The organism is Actinophytocola sp. (genome assembly GCF_036378875.1).
GTDB lineage: Bacteria > Actinomycetota > Actinomycetes > Mycobacteriales > Pseudonocardiaceae > Actinophytocola.
Window position 1 is genome coordinate 1 of record NZ_DASUVO010000129.1, and the last position, 15,123, is coordinate 15,123.

A 15,123-nucleotide genomic window follows, 5' to 3' on the forward strand; every position below is an offset into this window, starting at 1 on the left:
ATGGCGCGGCGACAATCTGAGTCCGCCGACGTGCTCTGGGTACACTCATCCACCCATGGCTCTCCCGCCGCTTCAGAACCGCCCGTGCGGCGGTCGCTACGGAGACGTCGTCCAGTCGATCGGCAACACGCCGCTCGTGGAGCTCAAGCGGCTGAGCCCGAAGGCGGGGGTCCGGATCTGGGCCAAGCTCGAGTCGCGCAACCCGACCGGCTCGGTGAAGGACCGCGTCGCGCTGCGGATGATCGAGAAGGCCGAGGAGGACGGGACGCTGCGGCCCGGCTGCACGATCCTCGAGCCGACCTCCGGCAACACCGGCATCTCGCTGGCCATGGCCGCCAAGCTCAAGGGCTACGGCCTGGTGTGTGTGATGCCGGAGAACACCTCGGAGGAGCGGCGGCAGCTGCTGCAGGCGTACGGGGCGCGGATCGTGTTCTCGCCCGCGGCGGGCGGCTCCAACGAGGCCGTGCGGCGGGCGAAGGAGCTGGCGAAGCAGAACCCGGACTGGGTCATGCTGTACCAGTACGGAAACCCGAACAACGCGGGTGCGCACTACCACGGCACCGGCCCGGAGATCCTGCGTGACCTGCCCACGGTGACGCACTTCGTGGCCGGCCTTGGCACCACCGGCACCCTGATCGGCGCCGGCCGGTACCTGCGTGAGCACAAGCCGGACATACAGATCATCGCGGCGGAGCCCCGGTACGGCGAGCTGGTGTACGGCCTGCGCAACCTGGACGAGGGCTTCGTCCCCGAGCTGTACGACCCCGAGGTCCTGACCGGCCGCTACTCGGTGGGTTCGTACGACGCGCTGCGCCGCACCCGCGAACTGCTGGAGATGGAAGGCATCTTCGCCGGCATCTCGACCGGCGCCATCCTGCACGCGGCCCTGGCGGCCGCGGACAAGTCGGTACGCGCCGGCACCCCGGCTGACGTGGTCTTCATCGTGGCGGACGGGGGCTGGAAGTACCTGTCCACCGGCGCGTACAGCGGCTCGGTAGACGAAGCAGCAGCCCGCCTGGACGGCCACCTCTGGGCCTGAGACTTCGCGAGTCGCGCGTTCGGCCCCCGCGAGTCGCGCTTTCGGCCCCTGCGAGTTGCGTTTTCGAGCGCGCCCTACGTCGGATCCGACAGTAGGGTGCGGCCATGATTGAGGTGTTGCGGGAGGCTCGCGTGCCGGCCGGCGCCGACCAGGTGTGGGCCATCGTGTCCGACCCGGCCCGTGCCGCGGACTGGTTCGACTTCTCGGACCGCACCGAGGTGGTCCTCGGCGAGGGCGTCGGGCAGAAGAGGGTGCAGTACGGGCACTGGGGCCGCAAGAAGTCCGAGATCGACCAGGAGATCATCGCGTGGGAGCCCGGCAGGCTCCTCGCGTGGAAACACCTCGAGGAGCGCCTGGAAGGCAAGCCGGCGCCCAAGTTCGCGGCGTCGACCGTGTTCCGCATCGAGCTGGACGGCGACGACGAGGCCACCACCGTCCGCCTACGCTCGACGCAGGAACCGGCCGGGCTGGTGAAGGGGTGGGTCATGAAAGCCTTTGGCACCAAGGACATCGAGCGCAACCTGGAGCGCTCGCTGGAACGGCTGCGCGCCCTGGTCGCGCAATGAAGGTCATCGGCCTGCTCGGCGGCATGTCCTGGGAGTCGTCGATCGAGTACTACCGAATCGTGAACGAGCGCGTGCGGGAACGGCTCGGCGGCCTGCACTCCGCGCACTGCGTGATGTACTCGGTCGACTTCGCCGAGATCGAGGAACTGCAGGTCACGGGCCGTTGGGACGTCGCGGCCGCGCGGCTCGACGAGGCAACGACCGCGCTGAAACGGGCCGGCGCCGACTTCCTCGTCCTGTGCACCAACACCATGCACAAGGTCGCCGACCAGCTCACCGGCCTCCCGCTGCTGCACATCGGCGACGCCACCGCGGCGACCGTCAGGCAGGCCGGCATCCAGCGGATCGGCCTCCTCGGCACGGCGTTCACCATGGAGCAGGACTTCTACACGGGCCGCCTCGCCGGACACGGCCTCGAGGTGCTCACTCCCGACGCGGACGACCGCGCCGAGGTGCACCGGGTCATCTACGAGGAACTGGTCGTCGGCGTGGTGCGAGAGGAGTCGCGGCAGGCCTACCGCGACGTCATTGCCCGTCTTGTCGATCGCGGCGCTGAGGGCGTCATCCTGGGCTGCACGGAGATCGAGCTGCTCGTGGGCGCCGAGGACAGCCCGGTGCCCGTGTTCCCCACCACCCGCCTGCACGCGGAACTGGCGGCCGACCACGCCATGGGACTGGCCGAGATGCCAGGGACTTCTCAGGGTTTCACCGGACGCGGGCGTGACAAAAGCCACGTAACCTCGGTTATGTGAGCGGAGCTTGCGGAGCGAACCATTGGCACGAAGGACGGCGCCGAGTCCGCGGAGGGCGCCGGAGTAGCGGAGCCTGCGGAGCGTTCCGGCGCCACGGAGCGGGGGAGGGGTCGTCGTGAGCACGCTGCCACCGACGACGCAGAAGAAGCCGGTCAACCGGATCCTGCCGCCCAACCCCGTGCAGGCGTTGATCGTGATCGGCTTGTTCACCGCGCTGCTCTACCTGATCGAGGTGGTCGACGCCGCCATGTCCGGCCGGCTCGACCAGTTCGGCATCCAGCCACGCACACTGGGCGGCCTCGACGGTGTCCTGTGGGCGCCGCTGCTGCACGCCGGCTGGGCGCACCTGTTCGCCAACACCCTGCCCGTGCTGCTGTTCGGCTTCCTCGCGATGTCGAACGGGGTCGGGCAGTGGATCGCGGTGACGGTCACCATCTGGCTGTTCAGTGGGCTCGGGGTGTGGCTCACGGGCGCCGACGGGATCACCATCGGCGCGTCCGGGATCGCGTTCGGCTGGCTCGCGTTCCTGCTGGTCCGCGGCCTGTTCAACCGCGCGTTCGGGCAGATCGTGGTCGCCGTCGTGCTCTTCCTGTACTGGGGCAGCACGCTGCTCGGGGTCCTGCCAGGAAATCCCGGTGTCTCCTGGCAGGGGCACCTGTTCGGCGCGATCGGCGGCATACTCGCGGCATGGCTGGTGTCCCTGGCGAACAGAACCCGATCGGCATCTTCGACTCCGGCGTCGGCGGCCTGACGGTCGCGCGTGCCATCGCCGACCAGTTGCCCCACGAGCGGCTGCGGTACGTCGGCGACACGGCGAACAGCCCGTACGGCCCGCTGCCCATAGCCGAGGTGCGCCGCCACGCGTTGGCCGTCGCGGACGACCTCGTGGCGAGCGGGGTGAAACTGCTGGTCATCGCGTGCAACACGGCGTCGGCGGCGTGCCTGGGCGACGCGCGGGAACGCTACGACATCCCGGTGGTCGAGGTCGTCGTACCAGCCGTGCGGCGGGCCGTGGCCAGCACCCGCAGCGGCCGCATCGGGGTCATCGGCACCGAGGGGACCGTCCGTTCCCGCGCCTACCACGACGCGTTCGCCGCCGCGCCGAATTTGAGCGTCAGCAGCGTGGCCTGCCCGCGGTTCGTCGACTTCGTGGAGCGCGGCATCACCTCGGGGCGGCAGATCCTGGGGCTAGCGCAGGCGTACCTTGAGCCGCTCCAGCAGGCCGACGTTGACACGGTCGTGCTCGGCTGCACGCACTATCCGCTGCTCACGGGGGTCCTGCAGATCGTCATGGGGTACGACGTGACGCTCGTGTCCAGCGCGGAGGAGACGGCGAAGGACGTGGTGCGTGTGCTCACCGAGCTGGACATGTTCGGCTCGTGGGAGGACCCCCGTCACGAACTGCTCTCCACCGGCGCCACCGACAGCTTCGCCCGCCTGGCACGGCGGTTCCTCGGCCCGGATCTCGGCGCGTTCGCAGTCGCTCCCGCAAGCTGATCATGTGAAAGGGTGTCGCTTGTGCGTTTGACCGTGCTCGGGTGTTCCGGCAGCACCCCTGGTCCTCAGGCCCCGTCGTCCGGTTACCTGCTGGAGGCCGACGGCTTCACGCTCGGCGTCGAGCTGGGCAACGGCACACTGGCCGAGCTACAGGCGCTGCGGGACCCGTTCACCCTGGACGGGCTCGTGTTCTCACACCTGCATCCGGACCACTGCGCGGACTTCACCGCGCTGACCGTCCTGCGCCGCTGGCACCCGTCCCCGCCGGTAGACCCGCGCGTCCACCGCCTGCCGGTGTACGCACCGAAGGAGGCCCCGACCAGGTTCGCCGCGGCATACGCACCGGACGAGGCGGAACTGGCCGGCACAGACCTGACGGACGTCTACGACTTCCACCCACTGGCCCCGGGCACCCAGACGATCGGCCCGTTCACCATGACCACGGCCGAGGTGGACCACCCGTGCGACGCGTACGGCTTCCGGTTCACCCACAACGGGCGAACTTTCACCTACACAGGTGACACCGCCGTATGCGACACACTGGACGACCTGGCACACGCGGCGGACACGCTGCTGGGCGAGGCTTCCTGGACACACAGCCCCGTCCGTCCCCCGGGCGTGCACCTCTCGGGCCGCGAACTGGGCGAGCTGGCCACCCGAGCATCGGTGGGGCGCCTGCTGATCACACACGTGGCCCCGTGGACGGACCCAGCGGCGGTACTGGCGGAGGCCCAGGAGACCTACGAGGGCGAGGTAGCCCTGGTCAGCAGGGGCGCGACGTACGACCTCTGACTGGAATCAGGACTGGACCCAGCCAGTGTGTGTCTGGTTGCCTACCTCGACCTCGATGATCGGTTCGAACGTGCGTCCGTCGATCCCGTCGTAGTCATGCTTGACCACCGTGCGGTGGATGTATTCGGAGACCACGAGTACGAGCAGCGCCTCTATCTGCCGCAGCCGGTGCTTCAGTTCTGGCGCCTCGACCAGCCGGCATGTGATGTCGATGTCCTCGCCGAAGACGCCCTGTTCGTCGAAATGGACTTCTCCGAAATGGATGGCGACGCGGAGCCGGAACTTCCGATCCGGATGAATCGCCGCGTGCTCCGTCAGCATCTCGCGCAGGCTTGGCACAAAAGTGTCCAGTAGGACGGTTTTCGGTACACCGTCGGCGTGCACCAGAGTGATGACGCCATCCCCGCGGTCGTTGAAGGGCTCGAGAAGCTCCTCGGTGATCCCGCTCTTGTGCAGCGCCGCCTCGAGCATGCGGTACATGGCAGTGCGGAGGTCCGCCTTCGCGGAGTTGGTTCTGGACGTCGAGCCTTCGATGTCCAACGCGATGATGATGCGGGAAAACGGCTTGGGTCGAGCTTTCCCGTTCATGGCGGCTCCTGTCCTCGCCAACTTCACTAAACTTTAGTAAAGTTGGCTGACGTGTGCGGAGTTCAGCGATGAGCCAAGGGTAGGCCGTGGAGAGTTTCCCCGGCAAGCCGCGAAACTTCTGCGCTAACGCGAGGATACGACAGCGTGAACCGGTCGGCCGACTGGGCTCCAGCGTGTTCAGCGATTCGCTGAACACGCGGCATTCGCCACCCTGCGTTCCGACATTAGACGGTGACGTCACTTCAGCAGCCGGCAGTTGACCCTGAAGTTATGCTGAAGGACGTGAGTGTCGTGAACTCGGCTGGGGGTCCGACGCATCGTCTCGCGCGGCGACTGCGGTCGCTTCGCGTCGATGGGTTCGCCGGTCACCGACTCACGCAGAGCGAGCTCGCTGAGGCGCTGGGTACCAGCGTTCCGCTGATCAGTTCGTGGGAGAGCAGAACCGCTCCGAAGACACCGCCGAAGGGACGGTTGGAGGCCTACGCTACGTTCTTCGCCACGGAGAAGTCGGTGGCGCAGACCCCGTTCCGCGTACTTCCCAAATCGCAGTTGACGAGCGAGGAACAAACTCGCCGTGACGAGCTGTTTCGAGAGCTGACCAGCCTTCGGAACGGGCCAGAGGGCCACCAGCCCGGCCTGACCGCTGCCGACCCGATCGGCAGCGGCCACTGGCTTTTCCCGCCTGACCAGGACATTACGATCGTTTGTTCGATGCTGCCCCCGGAATACCTTCGGTCGATTCCCTACACGGATCCGAACGCGCCGGATTACGTCGACCTCTACAAGTTCGCCGACCTTGACGCGTTGTTCGAGCTGTTCGGGCACGTCCGCGCGGCCAACCCGCTCAACAACGTGCGTGTCCGCACCCCCAATGAGGTCACGACCGACGACTACACGAGCCATCTCGTGGTGCTCGGTGGCGTCGACTGGAACAGGACCACCGCGGTGCTGCTGCACCGCCTCGAGCTTCCCGTGCGGCAACTGCCCAGGCCGGACGAGGGCGAGGCGGGCGGCTTCGTGGTTGGGGAGGGCGAGGACCAGAAGCTGTTCGCTCCGGTGCTGGAGAAGGTGGGCGGCAACGAGGCCCTGGTCGAGGATGTCGCGCACTTCTTCCGCGCGCCCAGCCCGTTCAACGAACAGCGCACGATCACCATCTGTAATGGGATGTACGGGCGCGGCACGTATGGCGCCGTCCGCGCACTCACTGATGTCCGCTTCCGCGCTCGCAACGAGAAATATCTACGCGAGCGGTTCGCCGGCAAGGACACGTTCAGCATCCTCAGCAGGGTCAAGGTGTTCCTGGGTGTGGCGGTGACCCCGGACTGGAGCAGCTCCGAGGACCTACTACACGAATGGTCCGACACTTGAGCGAACCGATCGGCGTTCTTCTTCGTGATGGGGAGCGCTCCGAACACCACCATGGTTCGCATCACCAACTGTTGAGCGAGCCGCCTTCCGTTCGCCGTCGGGTTGTGGTGGACGCGATCGTCGTGCCGACCGCCCGGAACGTGGCCACGCTGACGTCGGCCGTCGCGCTTGCCGAGAAACTGCGGGCCACGCTGGTCACGTTGTGCAGTAAGTGGTCTTCGGCCAGCGAGGTGGCCAAGTTCGTGAAAGGACGTCGTGTCAGGCTCATCGCCATCGATGTGGGCGCACTCCCGGCTGGGGCGGTGCCCACGTTCCAGACGAGCGGGATTCTCGCCGGCACCAGGTTCGAGCGCCGTACCGACATCAGCCTCAAACGGAACCTCGGACTGATCCTCGCGCGGCTCATGGGCTGGGAGCGGATCGTCTTCCTCGACGACGACATCGAGGTGCCCAGGGCTCGTGACCTCAGTGAGGCGGCCGGACTGACCGACCAGTACGCGGGCGTGGGGCTCAAGATCGACGGAATGCCCGACAACTCGGTCGTCTGCCATGCCTTCCGCGCGGCTGGCGGTGATCAGGACGTGTTCATCGGCGGTGGTGCTCTCGCGGTCGGCACGAAATACCTGACCTCGTTCTTTCCCAACATCTACAACGAGGACTGGTTCTTCCTCCTCGACGACGACGGGTTGTCTCCCGCCACGTGGACGGGCAGGGCGGTCCAGCAGGAGTACGACCCCTTCCGGGAGGAACGCGCCAGAATGGAGGAACTCGGCGATTGTCTCGCCGAGGGTCTGTTCTGGCTGCTCGACAGTGGGCGATCGTTGCGGGACGCGACCCTGGAACACTGGCGGCACTTCCTACACGCGCGTGCCAAGTTCATCACCGATGTCATCGACAGGGTCGAGCGGATGGGTGGCGATCCAGCAGAGCGCCACCGGATGTTGGTGTCGTTGAAGGCCGCTCGCGGCCGGTGCAAGACGATCGAGCCGGAACTGTGCGTCGAATACCTCGATGCCTGGCGCGCTGACCGCGTGACCTGGCGCCACCATGTCGAAGAGATCCGCAGCCCGTTCCTCCCGGGGGAAGTCAGGGGTAAACAGGACGTACATGACCTGTTCAGGTCATTCCTGAGGATTCCGGACCGGGCAATGCACCTAATTCTTCGGAAGTAGGGCCTTCACCATGACCCGGCAGATCTCAACGGCTCGGTCTCCGTTGCCGTCGGCCAGCGTGAGGCACCGCACCATCGGATGAGGCCAATCCTCGTAGCCGAGCCGTTCGTACAGGCGCGCCGCACCGGAGTTGGTTTTCTCCACCGCGAGCGCGACTTTGTCGAAACCAAGCATGCGTAATCGGCGCTCGGCCTCCTCGATCAGTTTTGTGCCGGTGCCGACACCGCGGTGGTCCGGATGGACCTCGAGGTGGTTGAGGATCGGCGTGCCGGGCAGATGCCTAAGGAGTTCGGCCTCTTCCGCGTCCTCGAGCCACAAGTACACGACGCCGATCGGGCGGTCGCCTCGCCACGCGGTCAGCAGCATGCCGAGGTGCTCGTTCTGTCGTGACAAGCGATCTTCGAAGAACCGCCGCTGGCCCAGCTCCCCAACGAGGATGTCGAGGTCCGCCGGGCGGGCTCGTCGAATGTGCAGGTCCCCCATGGCACTGACCAACGGTAGACGAGCGTTGGTCACGTACGTCTAGGAAAGTTGGCAATTGACGTTAAACTGTCCAACGGCCCGCAGGGTGTGGGCCGGGGGAGGCTGACACCGAAGGACCGCCGTGTCCACCAAGGTCGCCGAACACAAGCAGGTCGTCCGCCGTCGGCAGGTTGACAAGCTCAGCAAGATTGACAAGTTCGCACAGCGTCGGGAGCAACTCGCCAACTCCGCGTTACGGACGTTGGCGGAGCTCGGGTACGCGCGCACGAGCCTGCGGGAGATCGCGCAGAACTCCGAGTTCTCCCATGGGGTGCTGCACTACTACTTCCGCGACAAGGTCGACCTCATCACCTACTGCGTCCGGCAGTACAAGGCCGCGACCATCAACCGGTACGACCAGGTCCTCGTCGCCTCGGTGACGGCCGGCGAGCTGCGGGAACGGTTCGTCGGCGGCATGGTCACCTCGCTGGCGCGGGACGCCGACATGCACCGCCTCTGGTACGACCTGCGTGACCAGAGCATGTTCGAGGAGTCGTTCCGCGACGACGTCCGCGAGATCGACCGCAGCATCGAGCGCATGGTCGGCCGGATCGTCGGCCAGTACGCCGACCTCGCCCGGCTACGGCTCGCGGTGCCGTCCCGGCTCGTATACGCCCTGGTGGACGGCGTGTTCCAGCACGCGCTCCGCTCGTACCTCGCCGGCGAGGAGCGGGTCGTCGCGGAGCTCGCGAACGACCTCGGGCTCGTCATCGACCGTCTCGTGGTGTGACGGCCGGCGTAACAGCAGCCAGCACAGCGACCCGACAGGGATGATCAGCCAGCACGACAGCAGCCGGTAGACCAGCACGGTCGCGGCCGCCCCGGCCTCCCCGGCGCCCGCGGCCATCAGACCAGCGAGCAGGCTCACCTCGATCACGCCGATGCCGCCGGGGGTGAGCGGGACCTGCCGCACGACCTGGACGGTCAGGTACACGGCGGCGATCGCGATCGGGCTCACCGGCAGGTGGAACGCGCTGGCCGCCGCGTACAGGCACAGCAGGTCGGTCAGCCAGTTCGCGACCGCGGCGCCGGTCGCCAGCGTCCAGTGCCGGACACTGACCTGCCGCGAGCTGACGATCGCGTCGGTCACCGGTGCGATGAGCGGGCCCAGGCGAGGCCACCGGGCGACGATCGGGTGGTGGGTGCGCCGGTGGCACGGCTGGATCTGCCAGCTCGACTGCCACGCGAACAAGCCGACGATGGCGACCAGCACGAACGCGATCAGGACTGACACCCGCGTCGCGCCCGACTCGTCCTGCCACGCCGCGCCGATGTGCACGGCGCCCGCGGCGAGCGCGCCCATCGCGTAGAGCAGGAACAACGCGGCCGCCGACAGCAGACCGGAGAGCACCATGACCGTCGCGGCCGTCGTGCGGCTCGCGCCGCCGTTGCGGAACTGGCGGAACGCGTACGCGGCGGAGATGGCCGAGCCGGCAGGCAGGCTGATCGCGATCGCGGATCGGCTGTAGGCGAGGGCGAGCGCGCGGTGGCGCGACATCGGCACGCCGAACGCGGTCAGCAGCCGGCGTTGCTGGCGGCCGAACATGCCCATCGAGAAGACCTCGGCGAGCACGGCGACGGCGAGCCAGCCGGTGTCGGCGGAGCCGATCGCGTCCGCGACGGCTGTGACGCCCGGCAACTTGTCACGCAGGGAAACGAAGGCGACGATGAGGAGTACGAGCACAACCGCGGCTTTCCCGATACCGGTGAGCAGCGGGTGCCTGTTCTTCCTGGTGTGTTGGTCCTCATCGGGCATGAGGCGCCTCCGATTTCAACCTACGTTGAATGCTCCTCCCTGATGGCCGTTCGGTCAATCGGCCTATGCGTAACGTCCGACACATAGTCAACTCGACGCGGTCAACGCCAGATTTACTCGACACCTTAGAGTTCAGGCGTGGTACGTAGCGATGGCAGGAACGACGACCAGCTCAGGGACATCCAGCTCACGCGTGGTTATCAGATCTGGCCGGCGGGCTCCGTGCTCGTCGAGTTCGGCAAGACCAGGGTGCTGTGTGCGGCAAGCGTGACCGAGGGGGTGCCCAGGTGGCGCAAGGGTTCCGGCCTCGGCTGGGTCACCGCCGAGTACGCGATGCTGCCATCCGCGACCAACACCCGCGGTGACCGCGAGTCGGTCAAGGGTCGGGTCGGCGGCCGCACACACGAGATCAGCCGGCTCATCGGCCGCTCGCTGCGGGCCTGCATCGACCTGGCCGCGCTCGGCGAGAACACCATCGTGATCGACTGTGACGTGCTGCAGGCCGACGGCGGCACCCGCACGGCGGCCATCACCGGCGGCTACGTCGCGCTCGCCGATGCGGTCACCTGGCTCGGCGCCGCCGGCCGGCTCGCCGACCCGCAGCCGCTGTCGTGCGCGGTGCAGGCGGTCAGCGTCGGGGTCGTCGACGGCCGGATCCGCCTCGACCTGCCCTACGAGGAGGACGCCCGCGCCGAGGTCGACATGAACGTGGTGGCGACCGACGCCGGCACGATCATCGAGGTGCAGGGCACCGGCGAGGGCGCGACGTTCACCCGCTCCACGCTCGACCGCATGCTCGACCTGGCGCTCGCCGGCTGCGCGGAGATCAACGCACTGCAGCAGACGGTGCTCGCCGAGCCGTACCCCGGCGAACTCCCGACCCAGAAGGTGGTCCGCTCGTGACCCAGCTGCTCGTGGCGTCCCGCAACGTGAAGAAGCTCCAGGAGATGCGCCGGATCATCGAGCGCGCCGGCATCGAAGGCGTGTCGGTCGTGGGCCTCGACGAGGTCCCGCCGTTCGAGGAGGCGCCCGAGACCGGCGCCAACTTCGAGGACAACGCGGTCGCCAAGGCCAGGGACGCGGTCGCCGCGACCGGCCTGCCGACGGTCGCCGACGACTCCGGCCTCGCCGTCGACGCGTTGAACGGCATGCCCGGCGTGCTGTCCGCGCGGTGGGGCGGCAGCGCACGGGACGACCGCGCCAACCTCGAGTTGGTGCTGGAGCAGGTGGCCGACGTGCCCGACGAGCGGCTCGGCGCCCAGTTCGTGTGCGCGACCGCGCTCGTGCTCACCAACGGGACCGAGATCGTCGTCCGGGGCGTGTGGCCGGGGACGCTCGTACGGAAACCACGCGGTACCAACGGTTTCGGCTACGACCCGATCTTCGTGCCGGAGGGCGAGACCAGGACGTCGGCGGAACTGCTGACCGAGGAGAAGGACGCGATCTCCCACCGCGGGCGCGCGCTGTCGCTGTTGCTGCCACACCTGCGCAGCCTCGGCGACCGCTAGCCTCGCGTGTCCAACAATCTGGACGGGTGAGTTCGACAAGTCCTGCACATGACTGAGTTTGTTGAACTCGCCGGTCGGTGCGGTTGGACACGCGAGTTGTGCACAGGCGGCAGCCCGAGCGCCCGGGAATGTCGGTGGTGGCCGGTAGGCTGGAAATCGGGGGCCGGAGGCCAAGCCTGCCCGGTCACGCGTCCGGGAGCAGACCGGTCAGCGCGCCAGCCGCCGCGGTCACCGATTCCGCCGCCCTCCGCCACCCCGAGCCGAGCGGGTGTTCGGTCAGCAGGATCACGACGTACCGGTAGCCACCCCCGACCAGACCCGTGCTGTGCAGCACCATCGCCGTGGAGTTGTTGCCCCAGCCCTGCTTGATCGCCCACTGGGTGTTCAAGCCGTGGGGGATGCCGAAGAACTGGTTGAACCCGTCGGCCGCGACCTCCGATGCCCGAGCGAGCGCGTCCACGATCAACTTGTGGTCCTCGGGCAGCAGGTTGTCCATCACGTACTGGTACACGCGCACCATGTCACGGGCGGTCACCTTGACCTCGCCCCACTTGCCGGCGACCTCGGGTGCCTCGGTGTGCTGCAGCCCGAGCGTTGCCGCCATGCGGGGGACGATGTCCGGCCCGTACTTGACCCACAGCGAACTCGCGATGCCATCGTCGCTCGTCGACAGCATGTTCGCGATCCGCTGCCGTTCCATCGGGTTCGCGCCGCCGCTACGTAACGCGTCGATCGCGATCAGCACCTTGACCAGCGACGCGGACCGGAACTGCCGGTCGGGATCCATCGCAAGCAGCTCCCGACCCGTGACGCGGTCGAACACCACCGCACCAAGCGTCGTGTTCGGCTCGATACCCTGCGCGGCAGCCAACAGCGGCTGCGGATCGAGCCTCGGGCCGACCTCGGGCGAGGTCGCCGGTGGAGACGACGGGGTGGCCGCCGGTGGAGTGGTCTGCGACGGGCTCGTCTGCGCCGGTGCCGTGGCGATGGTCGGCGTGGGTGCCGCGACGGCCATGTCCCCGACGGTCGCGGTTGGCCGCGCACCACACGCACCGGTCAGGGTCGTGACGCCGACCGCGACGGCCACCGAGATGCCGATGAACGCCACACGGCGGGAGCTGTTGCGCATGCCGTGAATACGCCGCCGCCGGCGACGAAGTTGACCCGATCGTGAGACAACTTCCCGCATGTAGGTGACGTACGCGCGACAGACCCATCAGGTTGCAGGCAATCGTGTCTCAGTTATGTATCAGAGATGGATCAAACCTTCAGGTCCTTCCTCAGCTTCGCGACGTGACCGGTCGCGCGCACGTTGTACATCGCCTTCTCGATCTTCCCGTCGGGGTCGACGATGAACGTTGACCGGATCACGCCCATGATCGTTCGGCCGTAGTTCTGCTTCTCGCCGAAAGCACCCCAGGCGTTGAGCACCTCCTTGCTCTCGTCGGACAAGAGCGGGAAGGTCAGGCCCTCGTCGGCGACGAACTTCGCCAACTTGGCCGGCTTGTCGGGGGAGATGCCCACGACGTCGAACCCGGCGCCGTTGAGCTCGGCCAGGTTGTCCCGGAAGTCGCAGGCCTGCTTGGTGCACCCGGGGGTGCCGGCCGACGGGTAGAAGTAGACGACGACGTGCCGCCCGCGGAAGTCGGACAGCGACACCTCGTTGCCATCCGCGTCCGGCAGCCGGAAGTCGGGGGCGACATCGCCAGCGGAGAGTCGGTTGCTCATGCCGGTGACGTTATCCCGTGGTACCGACAGTCGTCAGACCGTGCCGTCGAAGATGGGGATGGAGCTGGCCGCGGACGACTCCCGCACGGCCACCCGCACCACGCAGGGTTGGTCGGGAACCCCGAACGCGACGGCGAAACGGAGCGTTTGGGAGGGCAGCACCTCGTCGACCGTGCCGACGACCCCGGTGTAGCCCTGGGTCGAGTCGATGACCTGGTCGGCCTGCAACCCGTCCGCGGTCGCGACGAACGACAGCTGCGCCGCCCGGTACACCGTGTCGCTGTTGTTGTGCAGCACCAGCTCGAACGCCACCGCCCGGGTCGCCTTCGGGTACGCCTCCTCGGTGGGCGTGAACGACGTGGGCGCCGACACCGAAAGAGTGATGTCATCGCGGATCGATCGGGTGATTCCGCCCCTTGCCAGATAGTCGGACTGCTCAGCCGCAGCACTGGGCTTCGGAGGCCCCAGCGACTGGCGCGCCTCGTCCGTCACGCGCCCGGCGCCGCACGCGGTCAGCACCACCAGGAGGCATGCCGCGACCGCAAGTCTGACCACTGGCACGAAGAGCCCCTTCCCGGGCGAGACACGTACGTCTGAATGCACTATGCCGGTGCGGCAGCTGGTGCACGGGTCAATTGCCGGAGCTGGTGTCATGCCGTAGCCGTCCTGTGACCAGAGGGCCACCAGGAGTGATCGAGGACACGCGCTCAGGAAGCAAACGCGAACAGCAGGACGAAGAGTGCCACGGCGACGAGGAAGCCGGCGATCAGCCACCCGAAGTCCCGCCAAGGTGAGATCGTCTTGTTGTCCTCACCCGGCACGTAGATGCCCCGCGCCTCGAACCGGTCGACCAGGTGGAGGATGGCCATGAGCGCGCGCGGTGCACGCATGCCGGCCTCCTTCCCCGTTGTCGCCTGACCCTCTAGCGTAATACGCCCTGCCCGCACCACCGCCGAACTCCGCACGCTGCCTGGCCGCCCGTGCGCCCGGCCGGCCACTGTCCGTGGTGTCACCCGACCGCGACGGGGATGTCGTGATTTGTCCGGCGAGCGTCCGGGCTACCCTGTGCTGGCAGTACCGGGGGCCGTAGCCCAACAGGCAGAGGCACTGGATTTAGGTTCCAGCCAGTGAGGGTTCGACTCCCTTCGGCCCCACCGCGTCTGACCAGCGGACAAGATCGAAAACTTGATCATTGGGTGTGGCTTTGGGTGCGAGTTCACTCAAGGCGATGCGCGTGCGCGCTCAGAGGGCCGTCTGCGGTCGTATCGAGGAACGCGGAGGCTCTCTCCGCGTGAGCGTCTATGCTGGCATCGATCCGGTGACCGGCAAGCGCGTCTATTTACGCGAGACCATCAAGGGCGTCGACAAAGCGGCATACAAGCGCGCCGAGAAGGCGATGAATCGCGCTGCTCGTACATGTCGACACCCAGCGGTCACCAACGTCTTCTGTGTTCATTTCCTACGTGAACCACATTGACCGCTACAGCAAACCGGTGCTTGGTACTCTTCCGGTGCGCAAGGTTGACGCGCACACGCTAGAGAGCTTCTACACGGAACTACGCCGCTGTCGAATCCGCTGTGACGGAAACCGCTCATCGAGAAGCACAAGGTGGAAGGTGAACACGGCTGCGTTGAGCAAAAGTGTGAGCCACACCGGGGCGATCCGCTGGCAAAGTCCATGGTCCGACAGATCCACTCCGTCATCAGCGGCACGCTGAATGCTGTCGAGCGCTGGGGCTGGATTGACTCAAATCCTGCCTGTGCGGCCTGCCGACGATGGCGCAAACGGACTGAGAGTGGAAGTCTCGGGAAGAAGGGGAGAGGTGAGCCTTGCC

18 protein-coding genes, 1 tRNA gene and 1 pseudogene are annotated in these 15,123 nt (G+C 67.3%); 13 read left to right on the forward strand and 7 right to left on the reverse strand.

All coding sequences use genetic code 11. The annotated features are described in order from the left end of the window. Nucleotides 1-55 precede the first annotated feature (55 nt). From VF106_RS36590 to VF106_RS36615, 6 genes are all read left to right on the forward strand, one after another. Complete coding sequence (locus tag VF106_RS36590) at nucleotides 56-1,039, forward strand: PLP-dependent cysteine synthase family protein (RefSeq protein WP_330844534.1); 984 nt, start codon at nucleotides 56-58, stop codon at nucleotides 1,037-1,039. Between the two features lie 104 nt (nucleotides 1,040-1,143). Then, nucleotides 1,144-1,605: an SRPBCC family protein gene (locus VF106_RS36595; protein WP_330844535.1), complete on the forward strand. Its 462-nt coding sequence runs from the start codon at nucleotides 1,144-1,146 to the stop codon at nucleotides 1,603-1,605. Continuing rightward, nucleotides 1,602-2,357, forward strand: coding sequence for an aspartate/glutamate racemase family protein (locus VF106_RS36600; RefSeq protein ID WP_330844536.1), 756 nt, complete (start codon nucleotides 1,602-1,604; stop codon nucleotides 2,355-2,357). The genes VF106_RS36595 and VF106_RS36600 overlap by 4 nt, the downstream gene beginning before the upstream one ends. A gap of 115 nt (nucleotides 2,358-2,472) precedes the next feature. Beyond that, nucleotides 2,473-3,108, forward strand: coding sequence for a rhomboid family intramembrane serine protease (locus tag VF106_RS36605; RefSeq protein WP_330844537.1), 636 nt, complete (start codon nucleotides 2,473-2,475; stop codon nucleotides 3,106-3,108). Next, the gene (murI, locus tag VF106_RS36610; RefSeq protein ID WP_330844538.1) at nucleotides 3,045-3,854 is read left to right on the forward strand and encodes a glutamate racemase; all 810 of its coding nucleotides are present in this window, start codon (nucleotides 3,045-3,047) and stop codon (nucleotides 3,852-3,854) included. Before VF106_RS36605 ends, murI begins: the two co-directional genes overlap by 64 nt. Nucleotides 3,855-3,875: 21 nt before the next feature. After that, the gene (locus VF106_RS36615) at nucleotides 3,876-4,646 is read left to right on the forward strand and encodes an MBL fold metallo-hydrolase (RefSeq protein WP_330844539.1); all 771 of its coding nucleotides are present in this window, start codon (nucleotides 3,876-3,878) and stop codon (nucleotides 4,644-4,646) included. A 6-nt stretch (nucleotides 4,647-4,652) separates the two neighbouring features. On the opposite strand, the gene VF106_RS36620 is transcribed toward VF106_RS36615, so the two are convergent. After that, nucleotides 4,653-5,117, reverse strand: a complete 465-nt coding sequence (locus VF106_RS36620; protein ID WP_330844540.1) for a hypothetical protein — start codon at nucleotides 5,115-5,117, stop codon at nucleotides 4,653-4,655. Between the two features lie 828 nt (nucleotides 5,118-5,945). Between VF106_RS36620 and VF106_RS36625 the strand changes: the two genes are divergently transcribed. Next, the gene (locus VF106_RS36625) at nucleotides 5,946-6,602 is read left to right on the forward strand and encodes a hypothetical protein (RefSeq protein WP_330844541.1); all 657 of its coding nucleotides are present in this window, start codon (nucleotides 5,946-5,948) and stop codon (nucleotides 6,600-6,602) included. 104 nt (nucleotides 6,603-6,706) lie between these two features. After that, nucleotides 6,707-7,774 (forward strand): hypothetical protein, encoded by a 1,068-nt coding sequence (locus VF106_RS36630; protein WP_330844542.1) that lies wholly within the window; start codon nucleotides 6,707-6,709, stop codon nucleotides 7,772-7,774. Here the strand turns inward: VF106_RS36630 and VF106_RS36635 are convergent. Further along, nucleotides 7,757-8,257, reverse strand: coding sequence for a GNAT family N-acetyltransferase (locus tag VF106_RS36635; RefSeq protein ID WP_330844543.1), 501 nt, complete (start codon nucleotides 8,255-8,257; stop codon nucleotides 7,757-7,759). The genes VF106_RS36630 and VF106_RS36635 overlap by 18 nt on opposite strands. Nucleotides 8,258-8,378: 121 nt before the next feature. Here VF106_RS36635 and VF106_RS36640 point away from each other — a divergent pair, with 121 nt between their 5' ends. After that, nucleotides 8,379-9,026, forward strand: a complete 648-nt coding sequence (locus VF106_RS36640; protein WP_330844544.1) for a TetR/AcrR family transcriptional regulator — start codon at nucleotides 8,379-8,381, stop codon at nucleotides 9,024-9,026. A gap of 21 nt (nucleotides 9,027-9,047) precedes the next feature. On the opposite strand, the pseudogene VF106_RS36645 reads toward VF106_RS36640, so the two are convergent. Continuing rightward, nucleotides 9,048-10,052: pseudogene (locus tag VF106_RS36645) on the reverse strand (lysylphosphatidylglycerol synthase transmembrane domain-containing protein); the annotation flags it as partial. A 138-nt stretch (nucleotides 10,053-10,190) separates the two neighbouring features. On the opposite strand from VF106_RS36645, the gene rph reads away from it, so the two are divergent. Beyond that, a complete protein-coding gene (gene rph / locus VF106_RS36650) occupies nucleotides 10,191-10,955 on the forward strand; it encodes a ribonuclease PH (protein WP_330844545.1) in 765 nt (254 codons plus the stop codon). Continuing rightward, complete coding sequence (rdgB, locus tag VF106_RS36655) at nucleotides 10,952-11,560, forward strand: RdgB/HAM1 family non-canonical purine NTP pyrophosphatase (protein WP_330844546.1); 609 nt, start codon at nucleotides 10,952-10,954, stop codon at nucleotides 11,558-11,560. The genes rph and rdgB overlap by 4 nt, the downstream gene beginning before the upstream one ends. Before the next feature lie 184 nt (nucleotides 11,561-11,744). Here the strand turns inward: rdgB and VF106_RS36660 are convergent, their stop codons facing one another. The 4 genes from VF106_RS36660 to VF106_RS36675 form a co-directional block, all read right to left on the reverse strand. After that, on the reverse strand, nucleotides 11,745-12,689 hold the full coding sequence (locus VF106_RS36660) for a serine hydrolase (RefSeq protein ID WP_330844547.1): 945 nt from the start codon (nucleotides 12,687-12,689) through the stop codon (nucleotides 11,745-11,747). Between the two features lie 131 nt (nucleotides 12,690-12,820). After that, nucleotides 12,821-13,288: a thioredoxin-dependent thiol peroxidase gene (gene bcp / locus VF106_RS36665; protein WP_330844548.1), complete on the reverse strand. Its 468-nt coding sequence runs from the start codon at nucleotides 13,286-13,288 to the stop codon at nucleotides 12,821-12,823. A gap of 33 nt (nucleotides 13,289-13,321) precedes the next feature. Continuing rightward, nucleotides 13,322-13,849 carry a hypothetical protein gene (locus tag VF106_RS36670; protein ID WP_330844549.1) on the reverse strand — a complete coding sequence of 176 codons (528 nt, stop codon included), beginning with the start codon at nucleotides 13,847-13,849 and terminating at the stop codon, nucleotides 13,322-13,324. Between the two features lie 146 nt (nucleotides 13,850-13,995). Continuing rightward, entirely contained in the window at nucleotides 13,996-14,178 is a 183-nt protein-coding gene (locus VF106_RS36675; protein ID WP_330844550.1) for a hypothetical protein, read from the reverse strand. A 190-nt stretch (nucleotides 14,179-14,368) separates the two neighbouring features. Here VF106_RS36675 and VF106_RS36680 point away from each other — a divergent pair. Together VF106_RS36680 and VF106_RS36685 are read left to right on the forward strand one after the other, a co-directional pair. Further along, nucleotides 14,369-14,442 (forward strand) — tRNA-Leu (locus VF106_RS36680). Nucleotides 14,443-14,579: 137 nt separating this feature from the next. Continuing rightward, nucleotides 14,580-14,765: a hypothetical protein gene (locus tag VF106_RS36685; protein ID WP_330844552.1), complete on the forward strand. Its 186-nt coding sequence runs from the start codon at nucleotides 14,580-14,582 to the stop codon at nucleotides 14,763-14,765. Nucleotides 14,766-15,123: the final 358 nt, after the last annotated feature.